This window comes from Methylophilus methylotrophus DSM 46235 = ATCC 53528, assembly GCF_000378225.1.
Taxonomy (GTDB): domain Bacteria; phylum Pseudomonadota; class Gammaproteobacteria; order Burkholderiales; family Methylophilaceae; genus Methylophilus; species Methylophilus methylotrophus.
On the sequence record NZ_KB905142.1, the window covers coordinates 304243 to 326125 of the forward strand.

Below are 21883 nucleotides of genomic sequence, written 5' to 3' on the forward strand. Positions count from 1 at the left end.
ACGCTTGCAGTTATAATAACAAACTCGGCAGATTCGCCAACAAATACTCATCTAACCTGAGCAATAAGAGTCTAATTTTTTATGGCAGTTTCATTCCCCGTCATCGGGCATCCGCAGCGCTTTTCTTTTCAAAGTCAGGGCCTGGATAGTCAGGCATTAGCCGAGCTGGCTTGTGGTTTAAAAGCAACAAACACGCCCTTGGTGGTCTTAACAGCGAGTGCGTTTGAAGCACAGCGGCTCATGGATGAAATCCCGTTTTTTGGCAAAGAGATTGCTGTACATCTGTTGCCAGACTGGGAAACGCTGCCGTATGACGTGTTTTCCCCGCATCCTGACTTGACCTCCGAGCGCCTGGCAACCTTGTATCAACTGAGCCAGAACCAGAGCAATGTCGTGATTGTGCCGATGGCAACTGCGCTCCTACGGTTACCGCCAGTGGCATATCTGGCAGCGCATTCGTTTATGCTCAAAAAAGGCCAAAAGCTGGATGTGGAGGCCTTGCGTAATCAGTGTGCGCAGGCCGGTTACCACCATGTGAGCCAGGTGATGGCGCCGGGTGAGTTCAGCGTGCGCGGCGGGCTGGTGGATTTGTTTCCCATGGGCAGCGCCTTTCCCTACCGCATTGACCTGTTCGATGACGAAATCGAAACCATACGCACGTTTGATATCGACACCCAGCGTAGCGTGTATCCAGTGCCCGAAATCCGCATGTTACCTGCGCGCGAATTCCCCATGGATGAAGCGGCGATTACGCGCTTCCGCAGTCAGTTTCGTGAATATTTTGAGGGCGATCCGCAACGCGCCAAAATTTACAAGGATGTGAGTAAAGGCACGCCTAGCGGCGGGGTCGAATGGTATTTACCGCTGTTTTTTGAACAGACGGCTACGTTATTTGATTATTTACCTGCACGAACAGTCCTTTGCCTGCATGGGGACCTGGACAAGGCCGCGCAAACATTTTGGGCCGATGCCAGTACACGTTACCGCCTGATGGCACATGATGCGGAAAAACCCATCTTGCGCCCGGAAACACTGCTGCAAAAAGCCGATGAATTTTTTAAGCGCACGCATGACTTCGCCTTGGTCATTCAGCAGATTGCCCAACAAACCGTGCTGCCAGCCGTGGATGTAGACCGCCGCGCTGAGCAGCCCTTGCACAAGCTGCAAGCCTTTATTCAGCAATTTGACGGACGGGTGCTGATTGCTGCCGAAAGCCTGGGCCGCCGCGAAACGATTGCCCAATTGTTCACTGAGCATGGCGTCACGTTCTCCCTGGCCGAAGACTGGGCGGGTTTTGCAAACTCAAGCTTCAACGTCATGCTGGGCGTGGCACCGTTGCATCAAGGCCTGGTCGATGGTGATAAAGCTGTCATTACTGAAGCCGAACTGTATGCCAGCACCGTGCGCCAGCAGCGCCGCCGCAACCAGGAAAAAGCGCGCAATGCCGAAGGCATGCTCAAAGACTTGTCCGAGTTACGTATTGACGACCCCGTGGTACACGAGCAGCATGGGGTAGGGCGCTACAAGGGCCTGGTCAATATCGACTTTGGCGAAGGCGAAACCGAGCTATTACTGATTGAATATTTTGGTGATGACAAGCTGTACGTGCCTGTCTCGCAATTATTCCTGATTTCACGCTACTCCGGCGGGCCGCCTGAAAGTGCGCCTTTGCATCGGCTAGGCAGTGGGCAATGGGATAAAGCCAAGAAAAAAGCCCTCAAGCAAATCCGTGATACTGCCGCCGAGTTGCTTAATTTATATGCACAACGCGCTGCGCGCAAAGGCCACGCGTTTACCTTGGGGCTGCATGATTACGAAGCGTTTTGTGAGGGCTTCCCGTTTGAAGAGACGCCAGACCAACTGGATGCCATCGAAGCGGTCATCAAAGACATGCAATCTGGCCGCCCTATGGACAGGCTGGTGTGCGGCGATGTTGGCTTTGGCAAAACCGAAGTGGCGTTGCGCGCTGCATTTGTTGCGGTAATGGGCGGCCGCCAGGTAGCGGTGCTGGTGCCAACCACCTTGCTGGCCGAGCAGCATTACCAGAACTTTGTGGACCGCTTTGCCGAGTGGCCGATCAAGATTGCTGAAATCTCGCGCTTCCGTACTGCCAAAGAGCAAACTGAAGCGCTCAAGGGGCTGGCCGATGGCAGCATAGATATCATCATTGGTACCCACCGGCTAATTCAGAAAGATGTCAAATTCAAGAATCTGGGCCTGGCGATTCTCGATGAAGAACACCGTTTTGGCGTGCGGCAAAAAGAACAGATGAAAGCCCTACGTGCCGAGGTGGATGTGCTGACGCTGACCGCCACACCGATTCCACGTACGCTCAGCATGGCCATGGAAGGCCTGCGCGAGTTCTCAGTGATTTCCACGCCGCCACAAAAACGGCTGGCCATTAAAACCTTCCATACGCCGTATTCGGACGGCATTATCCGCGAGGCGGTGATGCGTGAATTCAAGCGCGGCGGCCAAGTGTATTTCCTGCATAACGAGGTGGATACCATCTATGTGATGAAGGAAAAACTGGAAAAAATCGTCCCCGAAGCCCGCATTGCCATCGGCCACGGCCAGTTGCGCGAGCGCGAGCTGGAGCATGTGATGCGCGATTTTTACCAGCAACGCGCCAACCTTTTACTGTGTACCACCATTGTCGAAACCGGCATCGACGTGCCGACAGCCAACACCATGATCATCAACAAGGCTGATATGTTTGGCCTGGCCCAATTGCATCAGTTGCGTGGCCGCGTCGGTCGTAGTCACCACCAGGCTTACACGTATTTATTGACCGATCCGCACCGTAATATCACGCCACAAGCGCAAAAACGGCTGGACGCGATTCAACTACTCGAAGACTTGGGCGCAGGCTTTCACCTGGCCATGCATGACCTTGAAATCCGTGGGGCCGGTGAGTTGCTGGGCGACAGCCAGAGTGGCGAAATGCAGGAAATCGGCTTTAACCTGTATTCAGAGATGCTCAATCACGCCGTCAAACAGCTCAAGGCCGGTAAAGAACCCGATCTCGATGCGCCACTGGGGGTCACCACCGAAATCAACCTGCATACGCCTGCTTTGCTGCCCAACAATTACTGCCCGGATGTGCATGAACGGCTGGTGATTTATAAGCGCCTGGCAAACTGCGAAGACGACGACGCACTGGACGCCATGCAAGAAGAGCTGATAGACCGTTTTGGCCTGCTGCCCGAGCCTGGCGAGGCACTGATTGCTTGCCACCGTTTACGTATCGCAGCTAAACCATTGGGGATTGTCAAAATTGATGCTTCGGATGCGGCCATCCAATTGCAGTTCAACGTCAAGGCAGATCTTGATCCGCTGAAACTGATCAACCTGTTGCAACGCGATAAACGCTGCCGCATGAATGGACCGGATAAATTACGTGTCACTGTGCAACTTGGTAATCTCAATCACCGTGTAGAATTAGTGAAAACCCTTTTGAAGGAATTTATGTAATGTTAGAAAAGTTTGTTGCGGCTGTGGCGGGCTGGATTATTGCCGTGATTGCCAGCATGGGTTATGGCGGTATTGTCTTGCTGATGGCGATTGAATCCGCCTGCATTCCCTTACCTTCAGAAATCATCATGCCGTTTGCCGGATTCCTGGTCAGCAAAGGCGATTTAACCTTATGGGGCATTGCCTTGGCAGGGGCTGTTGGCTGTGTGGTGGGGTCCATCCCCGCTTATTACTTGGGGATGTATGGTGGCCGCCCACTGGTGGAAAAATATGGTAAGTATGTGCTCATCAGCAAAAAGGATCTCGACATGGCGGACCGCTGGTTTGCCAATCATGGAGAGATCATTATTTTTATTGCCCGCCTGTTACCAGCCGTGCGCACGTTTATTGCCTTCCCGGCAGGGGTGGCGCGCATGAATATGACACGCTTTATCGCTTACACTTTTGTTGGCTCACTCATCTGGTGCTGGGTGCTGGGTTATGTCGGTATGAAAGCTGGCGAGCACTGGGAAGATTTAAAGGTTTACTTCCACGAGTCACATTATGTGATTGCTGCATTGGGATTGATTTTTGTTGCATGGTATGTGCGCAGACATTTCAAAAATGAGGCGGCGTAATCAGTCAGCTGGAGTAAATGCCACAGCAGTTTTGCGGGAGAGTAAACATAAAAGGGCCTTTACCGGCCTTTTTATTTTTACTGCATCACTGATCAGGCAAGCATGGTGTCTGCATCCGAACTGTCAGCCTGATCATCCTCCGCAGAAGCCATCCCGTCTAGTGTAACAGTCAGGTCTGCATGTGCAACCACACGCTCAAAAGCCAAATGAACTGTCGTCGCATAGGTAGTCACACTTGCCAGCATGAGGACACTGCAAGCGAACACATTTTTTAATAGAGATTTCATCCATCACCCCTTTGAATTTATTTTGAAATCAGACTGTATCAAAGGGTGCCAAGACATTTAAATAGCTCTTTAAGGCCAATGCCTGAACCGTGATATGCGCCGAAGGATTCCTGCAGGCCTTATCCGAATGGTGCAGGGTGCATTTACTTCCAGCTGACCACTTGATCTATCGCACGGCGTGTTTTTGTTTTTGGCTCAAGCTTACGGTAACCAAAGGCCACCATATACGCCAGACCGTATTCTTGCAGATTGACCCCAAACTGTTCGGCCAGCAAGGCATCGGTTTCTTTCTGTTTAAAACCTTCAATCGGGCAGGAGTCTATGCCACGCATGGCGGCAACGGTCATCATGTTTGCAAGAGGGATATAACATTGCTTGCTGGCCCAATCGAACAGTTTGCGCTCATCGGTCAGGTCGAAGTCTGATTGCTGAAACTGGGTATAAAAGCCCAGGCGCATATCTGCCACTTCTTGCGGGTGATGTTGTACTTCACGCATAAACTTCGGCAGGTAAGGCCCTTTGGGGTCTAAAAACGGTGACTTCATGGCCAGGCACAAAACAAAATGGCTGGCGGTATCCAGCTTGAGCGGCGCGCCCCAGGCATGCTGCTTCAGGCTTTCGCGCAGGGTTTTATCTTGCACCACAATAAAATGCCAGGGCTCAAAACCAAACGAGCTGGGTGAGAGGCGGGCGGCTTCGAGGATAAGTTCAAACTCTTCGTCGGGAATCTGTTTGCTGGCATCAAATTCCTTACAGGAGTGGCGGAAGTTGAATGCTTCTAAAATGGCTTGTTTGTCTATTACTGTGTTTTTTTCTGGCATCATGTGTCCTTAAAGTATCTCTACAGGTGCTATCTGGCCTGTGCTTAAAAACAGAATAGCGGTTTTGATCGGTAAGCCTTCATCTTGGAATAATTGTGCATAGGCTGCAAGTTGCGGCTTGAATGCAGCTGCCAATGTGGGCAGGTCATCCTTGGCAGAAACTGGCATGGATTTATAGTCGACTATCCAGCGTACGCCGTCTGCGATAAAGGTTCGGTCTATGACCTTTTTGCGCTCGCTGAGTTGCTCAATCGCCAACTCCGAGGCGGCTTGTTTATGCGGCTGCAATACCCAGCGGCCATCTGTAGATTGCAGGGTGGTCGTCAATAAGTTGGCGACCTGGCTAGCACCCTGATTAGCCTCGCTGTCTATATACCCTTGCTGTTTAAACCATCGTTGCATTGCTGGGAATAGCGATAAAAATGCGTTTTGTTCATGCGCCTGCCAGGCTGCCAGACCTTGTTCGGCAATCAGTTGCAAGTACAGATGGGTGAGGGTGCCGATATCGGCTTCCAGCCGGTGGATGCTCTCGTCTTCTGCTGCGACTGGGTAAGTTATCTGTATTTCTTGTTGGGTTACCTGCAACATGGCTGGTGTGCGGGCTTCTCGTAAACGAATCAGTTTGGGCACAAACTGGCGGATATCGACTTCTTGTCGTGGGCTCGGGTAGCGGCTGACGATATCGTGTTCGCTGGTAAACCATGGCTGGATGGCGGGCCATAGCAGGTGCAGGAAACTGCTCTTACGCGCTTGCGGTTCACCGTTTCTGTCTGATTTGGCGGCACCGAGTAAATGCAGTTGCCGTTCGGCGCGGGTGGCCGCCACATACAACACGCGGGCATCTTCATACGCCGCTCGTGTTTTATCGAGGTCATTTAAATAATCGTAGGCGGTGATAGTGGCTTGCTGACGTTTGAGTGGTGTGGGTACAAAAGGGGCCGCGACAAGCTCGGTATTGCCGTCTTCCATAGAGACTTCCTCCCAAATGACCAGCTTGGCGTCATCAGGCGGGTTGCTGCTATCCAGGCCGGGCAGGATGACGGTATCAAATTCCAGACCTTTGGATTTGTGTATGGTCATAAACTGCAAGCTCGCATCGGCTTTCGCATCAGGGGCGGCATACAACTTTTGCACATCCTCAGCCAGTGCCTGCGGGCTGAACTGGCCGTGCTGTTCCAGCGCGGCGATGCGGCCAAAAAAGGCCTGTACATCTTGCACATCATTTTCATTCCACAGGCAAGCCGCGCCACCCAGGCGTAGCCAGGTGTTATGCACCCAGCGGCTGATGGATGTGCGGCCCCGCCAGTGCAGAGCACTCTGCATGACATCATAGACATGACGCGCTCGGGCCTGGCCGTCTTGGCTCAAACGCGCAAGGACGGCTTCGTCAGCCAGCAGGCTGAGGACACTACGCTGGCTGTCCTGGCCGATGAGCGCATGCATGTCGGCCAGTGTCAGTCCACACCATGGGGCTCGCAGCAGTGCCAGCCAGTGCACACGGTCGGCGCGTTGATGCAGCGCATGCGTGAGCGTCAGCAGGTCCTGCACAATCTGGCGGTTGGCCAGTTCTTCAATTTCAACGGCCTGGAAGCTCAGCTCGCGATGATTCCTGCGCATTTCTGTCACCAGTGCATGCAAATGCTTGCGCGCACGTACCAGCACGGCAATGCTGGCGTCCGGTTTTTCAGCACGCGTCTGCTGGATGATGCGGATAATCTGCTCGGCTTCGAGGTGGCGGAGATCGGCCGGTTCTTCATCCTCGTTATTCAGAGGCGCGATCAGCGGATGCACAAAAACACCTGCACCGTCAGACTCGGCACGCGTGGCCACAAAGGGCCTGTAGGCAATGGCACCTTGCTGCGGCGCATCGTATGCAGGCAACATGCCAGCAAACGTCTGGTTGATCCAGTCGACTACAGCCGGGCAGGAGCGGTTATTACGCCATAGTTTCAGTGGTGCCAGTGCAATATCACCAATGCCATGCGATGCCGCATTGAGGAACAGGCCAACATTGGCCTTGCGGAAACGGTAGATGGACTGCATGGGGTCGCCGACCGCAAACAATGTGCGGCCATCGCCCGGTTGCCAGCCACGTGTCAATGCTTTAAGCAACTCAATCTGCATCGGGCTGGTATCCTGGAATTCGTCGACCAGCAAATGCTGGATGCGATAATCCAGCCGCATGGCCAGCTCGGTCGCTTCATCGCCTTCTTGCAGTGCTTTCAGGGCGCGTTGGGCGATTTCAACAAAATCGACTTCGTTTTGCGCCTGGAAGCACAGCCACAATTGGGCCGCAGCAATGTTCAATAACTGACTTAAGGCATCGATGATGCCATCGTCTTCGCTGTCAGCATTAGGTAACAAGCGGATGCGTGCGAGAACGCGTTCGCTGTCACTCTGTTGCGCCAAGTCGTTGAGGATATCGGTTAATGCTTCTTTGTAGGGCTTGGCGTCATCGGTGGCTGGTAAGCCCATGTTTTTATCCAGGCGCTTGCGCAAGCCCCCGCTACTCGTAAGTAGCAATTCGGTCAGTGCACGCCAATTCGGCAAATCTCCTATGCTGGCGGTAAGCGGTGTTTCCCAGGCTATCAAGGCTGATAGCGCATGCTCAGGTAGCAACTGGCTGGCGGCATAGCGTGCAATTGGCATCAGCGATTGTTGAGTGCGAGATGGCAGCGCTATCAATGCCGCCTGCAATTCGCTTTCTATGAGGTAAACCAGCGCAGCTTGTGCCTGTTCCTGCCCCTTAGCCTGGCTTAAATGCAGCCACTGTTCACGCTTGGCGAGCATGGACATCAGCAGGCCTTCCAGCCTGGCCTGGTCATTATCCATATAGCGCAATACGCGCCTGACAGGCTCACCCAGCGTGTCTTCATCCATGGCCTGTATGGCCAGACTGGCGGCCTCGCGGTAATACGACCAGGCATCTTCGGTCACTGCTGGTTGCGTACCAAAACGGCTGAGCAATGGCATCTGCCTGGCCAGGTTGGCGCACAACGAGTCTATGGTGTAAATACGCAGGCGCGCCGGGCTTTCCAGTAAATGCCACTGCAATTCAGCTGAGCGTTGCAAGGCCTGCTGACCCAAGTCAAAAGTAATTTTTTTGTGTGGCGCTTCTGGCGGTATGCCTTCAGCTGCAAGCTTCAGGCTATCCAGAATGCGTGCCCGCATTTCCGAGGCGGCCTTGTTGGTAAAGGTGATGGCAATGATTTCTTCCGGTGCCTGCACCGTTTGCAGCAGCTTAAGAAAACGCTGCGTCAGTAGTTCTGTTTTACCGGCACCGGCCGGGGCTTCGACAATGAACGATGCGACGTCCAGGGCGCGTTGACGGTTGGCTGCATCCAGGGCTAATGCCTGCTGGAAATCGGTGTCTGGCATATTCATGCCTCTCCTCCAGCCTGCTGGTGCTCAAACTGTAACTGCCGTTCGGGTAGCCTTAGTAAAGGAAGCACATCGCAATAGCCCAGATCTTGTTCGGACTCAAAAATGACCGCGGCATCGCCAGCTTTGAGAGACTGTGCCGTACGTGTGATCTGGGTACGCCAATGTGACAGTACGGAAGGCCAGTCGGGAAATTGCTCGGGGTCAAACAATTTGTTTTTTTCGTGATTGAAGGCTTTGATACCCGGCACAATGTCGTCCTCAGCAGCGACCCCGGTAAAGCCGCCATCGGTCAGGCGCAGCTTGCCAAAGCAAACGGCGGCAATTTCGGCATCCTGTAACAGGAAGGCGGCATAAATCGGTAATTGTGGCTCGCTGATTTTGTCCGAAGCCCAGTTTTTAAAGTCTGGCATGCTGCCCGTCTTGTAATCCACCACAACGAGGCGGCCATCAGCCAGCGTGTCCACGCGGTCTATCACCAGTTTGACCTGTATGCCTTCTATGAGCGGTTTGAAGGTTTGTTCAACCAGGGTGACGGTAAATGCCTGTGGTCGCTCACGTTCGACTTCCCATAGCCAGGTCAGTGCCAGTTTACTCAGGCGCTCGGCCTCCAGTTGGCAAAACACGGCTGAGAAGGGTTGCGCGAATGCCTGGTTAAATTCGGCAATCACCTCTGCAGCAATGTGGTCGAGTTTGGATTTCAAGTTTTCTGCATCAACAGTTTGCCAGTCCAACGTGGCCTGTTGCGTCCAGAAGGCCGCCAGCACGCGATGGATAAGATCACCGCGTTGCATGGCGTCCAGGCCATTGTGCGGCGTTTCCAGTTTACGTGCCTTAAGACGGTACTGGTAAAACGCCCAGGCCGGGCAGAGTGCCTGGGCACGCAGCAAACCTGTCCCGCCGCTGATATGTTCGCCTTCCTGTACTGGTGGCGCCAGGTGGTCTTCCAGCCATTGCCAGTCTGGTGTCTGATTACCCGCCAATGTTTCAGCAAGCGTGGCGGAGAGCGGCGTGGCGGATGTTTCTGGAATAGCCTGTAGCAACGGGCTCATGCGTAACAGCCTGTCGCCTTCCTGGCGGGCATAAGAAAAAATCACTTGTTTGGCGGATTGCAACAGTCTCTGGTGGATCTGGCTGGCAAAAGCCATTTGCACTTCGCTACTGGCATTAGGCGTGCCTGCCTGGCGCTGCAGTTCGGCGGGTATCAGGGCGTTGGTGCGAGATAGTGGCGGCCATAGGTGGTCGTTCATGCCCATGATCCATGCGCCATCCAGCGGTTGCGCGCTGGCTTCCAGCATACCCATGACGGTGATATTGGGCTGCCTGACGGTTTGGGGCTGGAAAATATGCGCCTGGCACAATTGCGTCAACCTATGCAGGGCGCTCATGGCATCGACTGCCCCCAGCCAGGTATCCAGGGCGGAGAATTGCGTCAGTACATCTTTAAACTTGGTGTGGCATTGATGCTCATGGCTGGACAAGCTGCGTTCGCCCGGCCAATGTGTGGCTTGCAGCAGTGCGTTGAAACTGGTGGCCCAGGCAGAAGGTAATTGCTTGCGTGGTGCCTGTTTTGCGTGATTCAGCAACGCTGTTAAATCGGCATGCAGGGCAGGGCACAAAATCGGGTATTCATCCTGCTGCTTACGTGCGACAAAGCGGGCGAAGGTATAGGCATGCACCTGTAATGGCAACTGGCGACGCATCTCGGCATCCAGCGCAGCACGAGCGTCGGCTTCGTGAAGTGCTTGCGACCAGTAAATATCTGCCAGCAGCGATGAAAGCGCCGATTGTGGCATGGGAGCTGATTGAAACGCTAACCGCAATAAACTCAATGCGCTATTCACCAGCGGCCAGCGGCTAAGCGGTAAGCCTAGTGAGAATTCATAGCAGCGCGGCGTTTCCGTGTGTGCAGGATGTAGTGCTTCTGGATGAAAAGTATCGTCCAGCAAGTTGGCCATGGTGTCGCGCAATGCATCGAGCTCCGGCACAATGATGGCCAGCTTGGCTTGCGGATTGGCGACTAATTGTTGCTGCGCCCAGTGGACCGCGGCCCGTATTTCGTCCATGGGTTCTGCAAATGCCATACGCTGGATGCTGAGTGCCGGCGAGCCATTATTGAATGCGGTTACCTCTACACCGTTGGTTTGCAGCAGATTGATAAAAGCCTGTACATGTGGGTTAATGCGATCAAAACCGGCCAGTTGTATGCGAGCAGGCATGGGTAGCTTGTGTTGCCGCAATTGCGCCAGCTGCCAGCTCTGGTAACGCACACTTTCCAGGTAACCGCTTTGTTTGCATAGGGCCTGGAACTGCTGGCGCCACTGCATAAACAGGCGCGTTTCTTCACTCGCTGCTGCCATGTCCAGGCTGATATTCCATTCAATCACGTAACGGTTAGCTTCCATGGCGGCACTGGCCAGGCCATTGGTATTGAACAGGTCCAGGGCTTCATGCTGGCGTAAGGTATGCTGGATGGCTTGTTCCCACAACAAGGCCTCCTGTGTTCCGGAAAGCATGCCCTGTGGTGCCTCGGCGACGTCAATCTGGCCACCCAATATCGCTTGCTCTATACGCTGGTTAAGCCAGTCCTGTAATGGAAATACCTGTGGCGCTTGCCATTGTGAAAGGCCTTGCTGCTGATAGCTTGAGGATAACCATTGCCGGATGCCTTGAGCCAGGCGCGCCGATGCGCATAAAATCACCGTGCTAGGCTCAGGGTAATCAACAGGTATGGTCATGAGGTAAAGTAGTCAGAAGCAATTATTATCTTGAGCACAACATTTTATAAGATAATGCGACCAACAAACGATAAAAACTTACGGAGTAGTGACATGTCGGCTTTTGCCAAATTTTTAAAATGGACCTTCTTGATCCTCGTGCTGCCCGTTGCTCTGCTCAGCCTGTATACCTGGGGCAGCCTGACCTGGATCTATTCTGACGGCGAGCGTGTGGGTTATGTGCAAAAACTATCGCATAAGGGCTGGCTATGTAAAACTTGGGAGGGGGAGCTTGTTCTTGTGACCGTGCCAGGCACGCAGGCTGAAAAATTTTATTTCACGGTACGCGATCCCGCTGTCATCCCCAAGATCAACGCCTTATCCGGAGAGCGTGTTCGCCTGCAGTATGAAGAACATAAAGGCGTGCCCTCCAGCTGTTTTGGTGAGACCAGTCATTTTGTGAATGATGTCGAAGAAGTCAAGGAAGACTAATGTTGCGCCCAAAATAAAAAATGCTCCTTAAAGGAGCATTTTTTATTGGTAGAAGTGTTATGCAATCAGGCGCAAATGATCACGCGCATGCGTCTCATGTGCCTCAGTCTTGAACTGGTTCACTGACTCAACCAAGGTGTGCACTTGTTCCAGCATGCTCTCGGCCGCTGCAGCTGCTTCTTCCACCAATGCAGCATTTTGCTGTGTGGTTTCATCAATCGAGGTCATGGATTCATAGATTTGCTCCAGGCCGCTACTTTGCTGGCTTGAGGCCTCGGAAATAGCCTGTATGCTATGGGAAACCTGCTGGACGGCATGCACGATTTCATGCATGGTGTGGCCAGCCTGGCTGACTTGCTTGGCGCTGGCATTCGTCTGGCTCACGGATGCCGCGATGAGCTCCTTGATTTCTTTGGCCGAAGCGGCAGAGCGTTGTGCCAGGTTGCGTACTTCACCAGCCACCACGGCAAAGCCACGGCCTTCTTCGCCGGCACGGGCCGCTTCTACCGCAGCATTGAGCGCCAGGATATTGGTCTGGAAAGCAATGCTGTCAATCACGCTGGTGATCTGGGCAATTTGGGCCGAGGTTTCATTAATGCCTTGCATGGTGGTAGTTAAGGCATTGAATGCTTCGCCACCTTGTAGCGCCATCTGGTTCGCCTGGTTGGCTTGCAGGCTGGCCTGCTGGGCATGCTCAGCCGTTTGGCGGATATTGTTGGTCAAAGTCTCCAGGTTGGCTGAGGTTTCTTGCAGCGCGTTGGCCTGGGTCTCGGTGCGACGTGAAAGATCATTGTTGCCCTTTTCAATTTCCGCCGCTGCCACATGAATTGTTTCTGCAGCCTGCTTGACGGTTTGGATCGGTGCGACCATGCGCTGCAAAATATCTTGTGAGCCTTGCAAGGCTTGCCTGAAGTCGCCGTCGTGAGCCGTCACATCGACGCAGCTATACAATTGCCCTTGTTGTGCTTCATCTGCGATCTGGCGCGTGTCTTCTACCAGGCGGTTCACGGCCAGGATGCAGGTGTTCAGGTTGCTGATCAACACCTTGAAATCGCCGTGGTACTGGTTATGGATAGGGGCAGGGATATCGCCTACCGCAATCCGTTTGACGCAGTCTGCGGCCACATGCAACGGGGAGACAACCGCATCCAGCGTCTGGTTGATGCCATGAATAATCTTGCGGAAGTCACCTGCGTGGGCTTCAATATTCACACGCGTATTCAATTGACCTTGCTGGGCGGCTGAGGCCAGGTGATGCACATCGGCAATCAGTTGATGGATAGCACCAGTGCAATGTTGCAGGCTGGTTTGCACCAGGTTGAAGTCACCAACAAAATATTCTTCGATATGGGTAGGAATATTGCCTGCGGCCATCTGGTCCAGATAACGGGCCGTAGTTTGCAGGGGGGAAACGACGGCATCCAGCGTCTGGTTAAAGCCAGCCACAATCTGTTTGAATTCACCCTGATGGCGCGAGACATCCACGCGGATATTGAGTTGACCCTGTTCCGCAGCTTGCGACAAGGTATGCACATCTTCCATGAGTAGCTGGAAGTTCTGGCGTACTTGCTCAATGCTCTGGTTAATATAGCTACGCTGGCCAGGGAAAGTCTCCAGTGGCTGGTTAAAGTTCCCCTGGCCAAAGGCCGTGACGACTTGCAGCGACTTGGTTTGTGCCAGGATATGCTCTTCTACCATCTGGTTAATACCCGTAGTGAGCTGCTGGTAGGCACCATGAAACGGCTGGCTGTCGATGCGGTAATCGATCATCCCGGTGCGATGCTGGGCCGACATTTCGTTGAGTGATTCCACAATACGCTGGATGGTGGATTGCATGCGGTGCATTTCGCGCAGCAGTTTGCCGGTTTCATCGTTGCCAATCGGCAACTCCTGCGTCAAGAATTCCCCATTGGCGATATGTTGTGACAATTTCAGCGCCTGGTTGAGCGGGGTGGTAATCGAACGTGTCATTTTCCAGGCAATGCCAATGGCCATGATGACCGCGACCAGTAAAGCCGTTTCAATTTGCTTGTTGGCGCTGGCAATGGTTGAAGCGAACTGGCCGGAGGCCTCGGTCACCCCTGCAATATTCATGTCCATCAGTAAGCGCAGCGAATGGTTCAACGGCTTGTCTGCGCCTTTCACCGTGGCGTCAATCTCGGTCACGCTCATGCCATCATTTTTCAGCACTTCACAACGCTTCATGGCATCGCGATAGGTGCCCAAGGCCAAAGCAATATTGCCTAAAATTTCCTGCTCTTGGTTGTTTAGCTCTCCCGTGGCTTTGTAGGCTGACATCGCTTGCTCAATATCATCCATACTGCGTTCAAATTTACTGGCTTCACGGCCACCACGTAGCACATAGTTTTTAAAATGATGAATGGCATCGCCCAAGCCTTTGCTGGCATTTTCGATTTGTGTTCTTTTAACCAGTTGTACGTTTTCAAAATGCTGCCAGGTCTGGTGAATGTGGTTGAAGCCGCGCCAGGCGATGACAAAAATAAAGGCAGTAAACAGGATAAGCAGCGCGTAACCCAAAAATAAACGGGTGCCTACATTCAAACGAGCGATGGATTTCTTCATGCAATTCCTCAGGATCATACTTGATTAACCAGCAACATTGCGTTGCCCGCACGCCGCGCTTTGCGACGTACAAATCCATTTACGTAAAGGAAATTCATAAATGAAGCGTTTTAATAAAAGCTTCACAAAAGATTCATATAGCGGCAGAAGCGTTCAAAAAAGCGGCCGCTGCCGAGGGGAAATACATTGTATGATATGCACAAAATACATGATGGATGCCCAAAGGCGTACGTACAAAATGGATGTTGTATTCAATGGCTGAGCAAAAAAACTATATTACGCCCGAGGGCTACGCGGCGCTGGAAAAAGAGTTTCAATACCTGATCAAGGTGGACCGGCCAGAGGTGGTGCGTGTGGTGAGTTGGGCCGCAGGCAATGGTGACCGCAGTGAAAATGGCGATTACATTTATGGAAAAAAACGCCTGCGGCAGATTGATTCGCGCATCCGGTTTCTCACCAAGCGCATGGATGCTGCCGAGATTGTCTACAGCAACACACAGACCAATACCGAAAAAGTCTATTTTGGCGCTTGGGTGACGCTATTTAATTTAGAGGATGAGAGTGAGATGACCATCCGTATTGTGGGGCAAGATGAGCTGGATCCGGCGCAAGGCCATATTTCGTGGGTTTCGCCAATGGCAAAAGCGCTATTAGGTAAAAATCTTGGCGATACCATCCGTGTCGTCACACCCGCCGCAGAAACAGACTATGAAATTATCGATATCCGTTACTAGGGCCTGTTAACGCTATTTCAGTTGCCGCTGCTGGAGAGCATTTATTCGTTCCGCAAGGCGGAAAGAGTCGCAGGAATAGATTTGGCGTAGCTGGCTACATAAGCGATAGACAACGTAGCGAAGCGTCAATGACTCCAGCCCGCAGGGTTAGCTCTGTCATCAGCGCTCTCCGCGTTGTTCGGCGCTTGTTGGGAATCACCAAACTGCGCTTCTCACGCCTTGATAGCACAGATGACAGAGGCAACATCGACAATTGTAATAGCGTTAACAGGCCCTAATAAAACCCTGTAAAGATTCAGCCAGCGACTTGAACTAATTTAGTTTGGCCCTTATCCTAACCTTATATGCGTAAACGTCTCTGTTTGTTCCTGATATGCTGGTTCCCATGCTTTGTCATGGCAGCCAATGTCATGTCCATGCAAATGGCACTCGCAGAGCAGCTATTGCCTAATGTTGTCCAAACGCAATCGACTGAGATGCCTTGCCATCATATGGCAGATGAGCCGCACGAAATGCAACATTCTACAGAGCAACACGCGCCCGGCAATCATCACTGCACGGTGTGTGGCTTTTGCATGGTCAGTACCGGCGTTGCCCATTTAGACCTGTTTCCAAGCGTTTCAATCATTGTACAGACTGCGGCTGCGCCATTATATCTCGCTGATCCTGTACATACACAAACATACCCTCCTGCCATCAAACCACCCATATTTAGCTAACACCCAGGATAACTCCGTCTACGGATTTTAGAGACGGGGTTGTGACACCGTTTGTTAGATTGAATATGGAGGTCTTATGTTTAAGCAACATCATGTTGCACCCTTTGCCATTTCAATGGGCACCTTACTTTTAAGCCAAATTGCATTGACTGCGCATGCAGCAGCGCTGATGGGTTTTGAAGATAGCGCCATGCTCATGACCGAAATTGGTCGCTATAACCAGGAATGGATGTTGAATTACTCGCCTACGTTTGGGCATGCGATTGGCGTCGAGCAGATGCGTATGTCAGGCAAGGGCGAGCGCGCAACCACTATTTCCGGCATCAATTACACCGGCATTATCAAACGCTGGAACCTGCCTGCCGCTCAAGCCAATATCTGGTTCAATGGCAGCATAGGCGAAGCGCGCGGCCAGTATGACGGCTTCGCCTACACACCCAGCTTGCAGTTTGATATCGAATCCACCCGGCTGTATTTCCTGGCCAAAGCCCGCATGATCCGGGCACCTCACATGAACTATGACACTGCAGCCGTTCAGGCCGGGTTTTCGTTTTATGAAACCGGCTTTAACGAAACGCAGCCATGGTTTGTGATTGAGGCCAAAACCATGCGCAACAATGACCCTGGCTTGCAGGTGACACCGGCATTGCGGTTGATTAACAAAAACTATTTTCTTGAATTTGGTGTGACCAATCCATGGCAGGGCGAGGGCTTTGCGCCGCGCTTGAATGCCATGTTTGTGTTTTAACCCGTTTATTTTTAAAGGATATTGAAATGAAAAAATTATTAGTGACTTTAATGTTATCTGTCATCACGCCTGCGGCGTTTGCCGTAACCACGATCAAAGCCGAAGTAAATGGCATGGTCTGTGCCTTTTGTGCCAAAGGCATAGAGAAAAAACTCAATGCCTTGCCACAAAAACAGTCTGCGTTTGTGGACCTCAAGAGCCGCGTGGTTGCGCTGCAATTGAAAGAGGGACAAGATGTGTCGAATGATGCATTTAGCAAGGTGATTGAGGATGCAGGTTATTCGATCAGCAAACTGGAACGTGTGAACCAGACGGTCGATGCAATACAGGCGGAAATTGCCAAAGCCGAGAAGGCAGGCAAGTAATGGCAACAGAAATCAACCAGCTGCAAGCCACTAAGCGGCTGAACCTGTTGTCGCTGTTTACCAGTGGCTCTACGCTGATTTGCTGCGCCTTGCCAGCGACGCTAGTCGCGATTGGCTCTGTGGCGACCTTGACCAGCCTGATCAGTCATTTTCCACAGCTGATCTGGATCAGCGAACATAAACCAGAGGTGTTCGGCCTGGCGGGCGCCATGTTGCTGCTGGCGGGTTGGATGCAATGGCGTGCTCGCTTGTTGCCTTGCCCGGCAGATGCCCAATTGGCTGCATTATGCATGCAAACTCGCCGACAAAGCCTCTCGATTTACTGGGTTTCTGTAGTGATCTTTTTGATTGGCAGTTTCTTTGCGTTTTTAGCGCCGTTGTTTATTACGTAATTTCCTGCAACCTCCCGATTTTTGGAGGATTGGGAGATACAAATAAAAAAGCCGACTGCAGAGTCGGCTTTTTTGTCTTTAGCTGAAGATTATTTGGGTGCCGCCTGAGGGGCTTGTGCCTGAGCCTCTGGTTCTGCCACAAAAATCTCTACGCGGCGGTTTTTCGCCCGGTTCGCTTCAGTATCATTGGCGGCGATAGGCTCATGTGAGCCACGGCCATCAATGGTGATGCGACTGATTGCAATACCGCGTTCGACCAGGTAACTACGGGCGCTGGCAGCACGATTCACGGACAATGGATCATTGATCGCATCTGAACCACTGCTGTCGGTATGGCCGATAATCGTGACGCGGGCTGCTGCATTATTTTGCAAACCGGTTGCAAACTTGTCCAGGATAGGGCGGAAATTCGACTTGATATTGGCTTTGCCTTTGTCAAACGAGATATCACTCGGAATTTCTAGTTTCAGCTGGTTGTTTTCAGTTTTGGTGACCGCAACCCCTGTGCCAGCAGTCGCTTGTTCCATTTCCTGTTTTTGCGCCTCCATCTTTTTGGACCAGATGTTGCCGGCAATTGCACCAGCGCCAGCGCCTACCGCTGCGCCGATGGCGGCACCTTTGCCACCACCTGCAACGGCGCCAATGACACCGCCTGCTGCCGCGCCGATACCAGCCCCTTTGGCTGTCCCTTTTTGGGTTTCAGTCATGCTTGCACAACCGGATGTGCCCAGTGCAGCGATTAACAGAGAGATCGTCATTATTTTATGCATTGTTTTCCCTTACGTAGTGTTGAATGGCTTTAGGGCACTTCTATAAATTCAACTTCCGTTGCCATGCTGTGTTGCTCATAAAAAACTCTACTTACATATTACCGATATGCTGCGTCAGTTTTTTAATCGCGCCTTGTCTGGCTTAGCAATTTGAATTTATAGAAGCACCCTCAATTTGTCCAATTAGGTCTGGGGAAGTTCAGTCCCCAGGTTCTATTAAGTGCGTATAATTCTACTTTAACCCAGATTTTCCATTAGGACTTGAAATGACAACGCTGGACAGTGTGATGGGTTTTTTTGAGAAATTTGAGGGCAATAGTCATTCTATTGACCGATAATTTGCGCAGAAAAGACACAAAATGGACAAGTTGACGTTCAAGTAGATGGAAAATCGCCTAATGGAAAATCTGGGTTTAATTAGGGCCTGTTAACGCTATTTCAATTGTCGATGTTGCCTCTGTCATCAGTGCTATCAAGGCGAGAGAAGCGCAGTTTGGTATTCCCAACAAGCGCCGAAAAACGCGGAGAGCGCTGATGACAGAGGTAACCCTGCGGGCTGGAGTCATTTATTCGCTTCGCTATGTTGTCTATCGCTTATGTAGCCAGCTACACTGCACTCTTTCCGCCTTGCGTAACGAATAAATGCTATCCAGCAGCGGCAACTGAAATAGCGTTAACAGGCCCTAAAGCACGCTGCTTTTCTGCCGTTGAATAGCCAGATACTAAATACTAGCAGCAAGTGCAGACAAAATTATAGAGAAGATACACTCAGGTAAGTTGATGGTTCCTCCAGTCATATTAGATATTGAAGCCTCCGGTTTTGGCGCGGGTAGCTACCCGGTCGAAATCGGCTATGTCGATACGGCAGGCCATGTCTGGAGTGCGCAAGTCCGGCCACATGCGGACTGGTTGCATTGGGATAAAGAGGCAGAAAAGCTACACCATCAATCCCGCCAGTCTCTGGAGGATGATGGCGCGACACCACGCGAGATTGCCTTGCATTTGAATCATATGCTGAATGGCAAAACGGTATATACCGATGGCTGGTATCAGGATTTTGTCTGGTTACACCGATTGTATGAGGCCGCCGGTCTGAGTCCTCACTTCAAGCTGGAAGATTTAAGCCTGACGCTGACGCCGGAGCAGAAAGCTGCCTGGCACGATACCAAACAACATATCCTTGAGAGCCTGGCATTACAACAACACCGGGCTTCTACCGATGCCAAGGTATTACAACTGACTTGGCTGAAAACGGCTCAAGCTGACACCGCGCTTGCCGATTAAGCGGCTGGCATCGAAGTTTTGCTGCTGTTCGGTTAGACTATCCGCACATGATTGCCTGCCTGATTTAACTATCATCCCCATGTCTACTGATTTGCCACGCTCCCATTGGGATATTTTTTGCAAGGTCGTTGATAACTTTGGCGATATTGGCGTGTGCTGGCGCCTGGCGCAGCAACTGGCAGAAGAGCACGGGCGACATATCCGTTTATGGGTGGATGACCTGGCGCTGGCAAAGCGTTTTATCGGGGCGGGGCATGCGCGCATTACCCTAAAGCACTGGACAGATCACGCTGACTTTAGTCGGGTGGCGGAGGTTGTGGTAGAAACCTTTGGCTGTGGACTACCTGAGACCTATCAACAGCAGATGCGGCCACAGCAGTCTCTCTGGGTCAATGTCGATTATTTGTCGGCTGAAAGCTGGGTAGAGGGCTTCCATGCGCAACCATCACCGCAAGCTAATGGCCTGATACGCTATTTCTTTTACCCGGGTTTCACGGCGTCCACTGGTGGGTTGTTACGTGAGTCTGACTTGCCTGAGCGGCAGGCGCAATATCGCTGGCAAGACTTGTGGCTGGAACCCGCGCCAGATAAGCTGACACTTTCTTTATTCTGTTACACACATGCGCCCTTGGCCGGGCTGGTCGACAGCCTGCAACACTCCACCCAGGCAGTGCGCGTCATGGTGCCGGAACCTGTGGCCCCCATGCTGGCAAACGTACTTGATGAGGCTGGGCTAGAAGTGGGAGAACATATTCAGCGCCAGCAAGCCGAGTTTGTCATCATCCCGTTTTTGTCTCAGGCTGATTACGACTGTTTGCTTTACTTGTGCGATTTCAACTTCGTGCGGGGGGAAGATAGCTGGATCCGTGCGATATGGGCGGGCAAACCCATGATCTGGTTGCCTTACCAGCAAAGCGAAGAGACCCACCTGGTGAAATTAAAAGCGTTTATGCAACATTACCTGGCACAGGCAGAAGCACCGCTTTCTGCATTCATCCAGCATGCCATGCAGGCTTGGGCGCAAGGTAGCTGGCAAGCGATTGATTGGGAGTCTCTACTATCCGTATTGCCGCAATTCAGGCAGCATGCGCAGGCGTTCAAGCTGCACCAATCACAACAAGTCGATTTGGCCACTAACTTGGTGATTTTTATTGAGAAATACTGTACACATCGGGTATAATTCCGCGCTTTCAAATCCCGCATACAAATTAAGGCTTATTATGAAAATTGCTCAAGAGCTCCGCGTTGGCAACGTCGTGATGATTGGCAACGACCCAATGGTGGTTGTAAAAACTGAATACAACAAATCCGGCCGTAACGCGGCTGTGGTGAAAATGAAAATGAAAAACTTGTTGACTGAAGCGCCTAGCGAAAACGTCTACAATGCACAGGACAAGTTTGATGTGATCGTGCTGGAAAAGAAAGAAGTGACTTATTCCTACTTCGCTGATCCAACCTACGTATTTATGGACGCTGAATACAACCAGTACGATGTCGACGCAGAGTTTATGGAAGATGCACTGCCATACCTGGAAGATGGTATGCCATGTGAAGTGCGTTTCTACGAAGGCAAAGCGATTTCTATCGAACTGCCAACCACTGTGGTGCGTGAAATCACTTACACCGAGCCAGCTGTCAAAGGCGATACCTCTGGTAAAGTCATGAAACCAGCCAAGATTGCTTCCGGCTTTGAAATTCCAGTGCCTTTGTTTGTCAACCAGGGCGACAAAATCGAGATCGATACACGTACCGGTGAATACCGTAACCGTGTGATGAAATAATTATCGACTGGTTGATATAGAGGCCTCGATATAAGAACCCCGGTCTGATCCGGGGTTTTTTATTGCCTGTATGTGGTGGTGATGGTTTGAATAGAAGAACCGAGGAAATATTTCTGTAAATATAGGGAATTATTCACTATTTGCCTTGAAAATTTTTACATGACAATCGCTGACAGCTTTACATCATTTCAACCTTGGGAGGTGCAATGCGTCGTCGGCCATTCAATCAAACAATCGTACTTCTCAAGTCATTGCTTGCTGTGAGCACTTTGCTCCTTAGTGCGCATGTGAGTGCAGAAGCAGACCCGAGATCGCTCAAACATCCCCTGATTGGTTATTGGGAATCCCATTTACCTGAAAATGGTTGTCTGGAAAGTTATTGGTTTAAGGAAGACGGCACCGCTGTCTTTACCAGTGGCGATGAGCAACTGGAAGCCCGCTATGAAGTCACGCCGCAACCTGATGCACAAGGCTTCTTTAAATTGAGCCACCGGGTGACACAGAGTAACAAGGCACAGGACTGTACCCGGCAAACCTCTGAGCTCAATACCGAGCAAACCAGCTTTATTTTGTTTAAACCTGATGGCAGCAGTTTTATCTCCTGCGACAATGATGATCCTTCCCTTGAAAACTGTTTTGGCCCGATTGAGCTAAAAAATAACGCCAGCAGAAGTTTGCGCTAGCAGGTTAGCAGCAAGATGTGGCAGAGGAGCATCGT

18 protein-coding genes are annotated in these 21883 nt (G+C 51.7%); 12 read left to right on the top strand and 6 right to left on the bottom strand.

The window, feature by feature from the left end:
* Positions 1 to 81 precede the first annotated feature (81 nt).
* Complete coding sequence (gene mfd / locus F463_RS0107980; protein WP_018986547.1) at positions 82 to 3474, top strand: transcription-repair coupling factor; 3393 nt, start codon at positions 82 to 84, stop codon at positions 3472 to 3474.
* Entirely contained in the window at positions 3474 to 4091 is a 618-nt protein-coding gene (locus F463_RS0107985) for a DedA family protein (protein ID WP_018986548.1), read from the top strand. The genes mfd and F463_RS0107985 overlap by 1 nt, the downstream gene beginning before the upstream one ends.
* A gap of 92 nt (positions 4092 to 4183) precedes the next feature.
* Here the strand turns inward: F463_RS0107985 and F463_RS0107990 are convergent, their stop codons facing one another.
* From F463_RS0107990 to F463_RS0108005, 4 genes are all read right to left on the bottom strand, one after another.
* Positions 4184 to 4378 (bottom strand): hypothetical protein, encoded by a 195-nt coding sequence (locus tag F463_RS0107990; RefSeq protein WP_018986549.1) that lies wholly within the window; start codon positions 4376 to 4378, stop codon positions 4184 to 4186.
* Positions 4379 to 4521: 143 nt separating this feature from the next.
* Positions 4522 to 5202: an NAD(P)H-dependent oxidoreductase gene (locus F463_RS0107995; protein WP_018986550.1), complete on the bottom strand. Its 681-nt coding sequence runs from the start codon at positions 5200 to 5202 to the stop codon at positions 4522 to 4524.
* Between the two features lie 6 nt (positions 5203 to 5208).
* The gene (locus tag F463_RS0108000; RefSeq protein ID WP_018986551.1) at positions 5209 to 8583 is read right to left on the bottom strand and encodes a UvrD-helicase domain-containing protein; all 3375 of its coding nucleotides are present in this window, start codon (positions 8581 to 8583) and stop codon (positions 5209 to 5211) included.
* Positions 8580 to 11318 (bottom strand): PD-(D/E)XK nuclease family protein, encoded by a 2739-nt coding sequence (locus F463_RS0108005; protein ID WP_018986552.1) that lies wholly within the window; start codon positions 11316 to 11318, stop codon positions 8580 to 8582. The genes F463_RS0108000 and F463_RS0108005 overlap by 4 nt, the downstream gene beginning before the upstream one ends.
* 93 nt (positions 11319 to 11411) lie before the next feature.
* On the opposite strand from F463_RS0108005, the gene F463_RS0108010 reads away from it, so the two are divergent.
* Positions 11412 to 11789 (top strand): hypothetical protein, encoded by a 378-nt coding sequence (locus F463_RS0108010; RefSeq protein WP_018986553.1) that lies wholly within the window; start codon positions 11412 to 11414, stop codon positions 11787 to 11789.
* A gap of 57 nt (positions 11790 to 11846) precedes the next feature.
* Here the strand turns inward: F463_RS0108010 and F463_RS0108015 are convergent, their stop codons facing one another.
* The gene (locus F463_RS0108015; RefSeq protein ID WP_018986554.1) at positions 11847 to 14372 is read right to left on the bottom strand and encodes a methyl-accepting chemotaxis protein; all 2526 of its coding nucleotides are present in this window, start codon (positions 14370 to 14372) and stop codon (positions 11847 to 11849) included.
* A 254-nt stretch (positions 14373 to 14626) separates the two neighbouring features.
* Here F463_RS0108015 and greB point away from each other — a divergent pair, with 254 nt between their 5' ends.
* The 5 genes from greB (at position 14627) to F463_RS0108040 (ending at position 17330) form a co-directional block, all read left to right on the top strand.
* Positions 14627 to 15106, top strand: coding sequence for a transcription elongation factor GreB (gene greB, locus F463_RS0108020; protein ID WP_018986555.1), 480 nt, complete (start codon positions 14627 to 14629; stop codon positions 15104 to 15106).
* A 395-nt stretch (positions 15107 to 15501) separates the two neighbouring features.
* Positions 15502 to 15825 carry a hypothetical protein gene (locus F463_RS14965; protein WP_018986556.1) on the top strand — a complete coding sequence of 108 codons (324 nt, stop codon included), beginning with the start codon at positions 15502 to 15504 and terminating at the stop codon, positions 15823 to 15825.
* Between the two features lie 76 nt (positions 15826 to 15901).
* Positions 15902 to 16573, top strand: a complete 672-nt coding sequence (locus tag F463_RS0108030; RefSeq protein ID WP_018986557.1) for a hypothetical protein — start codon at positions 15902 to 15904, stop codon at positions 16571 to 16573.
* Positions 16574 to 16599: 26 nt separating this feature from the next.
* Positions 16600 to 16938, top strand: coding sequence for a heavy-metal-associated domain-containing protein (locus tag F463_RS0108035; RefSeq protein ID WP_018986558.1), 339 nt, complete (start codon positions 16600 to 16602; stop codon positions 16936 to 16938).
* Positions 16938 to 17330 carry a hypothetical protein gene (locus F463_RS0108040; protein ID WP_018986559.1) on the top strand — a complete coding sequence of 131 codons (393 nt, stop codon included), beginning with the start codon at positions 16938 to 16940 and terminating at the stop codon, positions 17328 to 17330. The genes F463_RS0108035 and F463_RS0108040 overlap by 1 nt, the downstream gene beginning before the upstream one ends.
* Before the next feature lie 89 nt (positions 17331 to 17419).
* Here the strand turns inward: F463_RS0108040 and F463_RS0108045 are convergent, their stop codons facing one another.
* Positions 17420 to 18100: a YiaD family glycine zipper/OmpA-like lipoprotein gene (locus F463_RS0108045; protein ID WP_026295436.1), complete on the bottom strand. Its 681-nt coding sequence runs from the start codon at positions 18098 to 18100 to the stop codon at positions 17420 to 17422.
* A gap of 780 nt (positions 18101 to 18880) precedes the next feature.
* On the opposite strand from F463_RS0108045, the gene F463_RS0108050 reads away from it, so the two are divergent.
* From F463_RS0108050 to F463_RS0108065, 4 genes are all read left to right on the top strand, one after another.
* Positions 18881 to 19384 carry a hypothetical protein gene (locus F463_RS0108050; protein WP_018986561.1) on the top strand — a complete coding sequence of 168 codons (504 nt, stop codon included), beginning with the start codon at positions 18881 to 18883 and terminating at the stop codon, positions 19382 to 19384.
* A gap of 79 nt (positions 19385 to 19463) precedes the next feature.
* Positions 19464 to 20564 carry an elongation factor P maturation arginine rhamnosyltransferase EarP gene (gene earP, locus F463_RS0108055; protein ID WP_018986562.1) on the top strand — a complete coding sequence of 367 codons (1101 nt, stop codon included), beginning with the start codon at positions 19464 to 19466 and terminating at the stop codon, positions 20562 to 20564.
* Positions 20565 to 20604: 40 nt separating this feature from the next.
* Positions 20605 to 21165, top strand: coding sequence for an elongation factor P (gene efp / locus F463_RS0108060; protein ID WP_018986563.1), 561 nt, complete (start codon positions 20605 to 20607; stop codon positions 21163 to 21165).
* Positions 21166 to 21371: 206 nt separating this feature from the next.
* Positions 21372 to 21848: a hypothetical protein gene (locus F463_RS0108065; RefSeq protein WP_018986564.1), complete on the top strand. Its 477-nt coding sequence runs from the start codon at positions 21372 to 21374 to the stop codon at positions 21846 to 21848.
* The last annotated feature ends 35 nt before the right edge of the window (positions 21849 to 21883 follow it).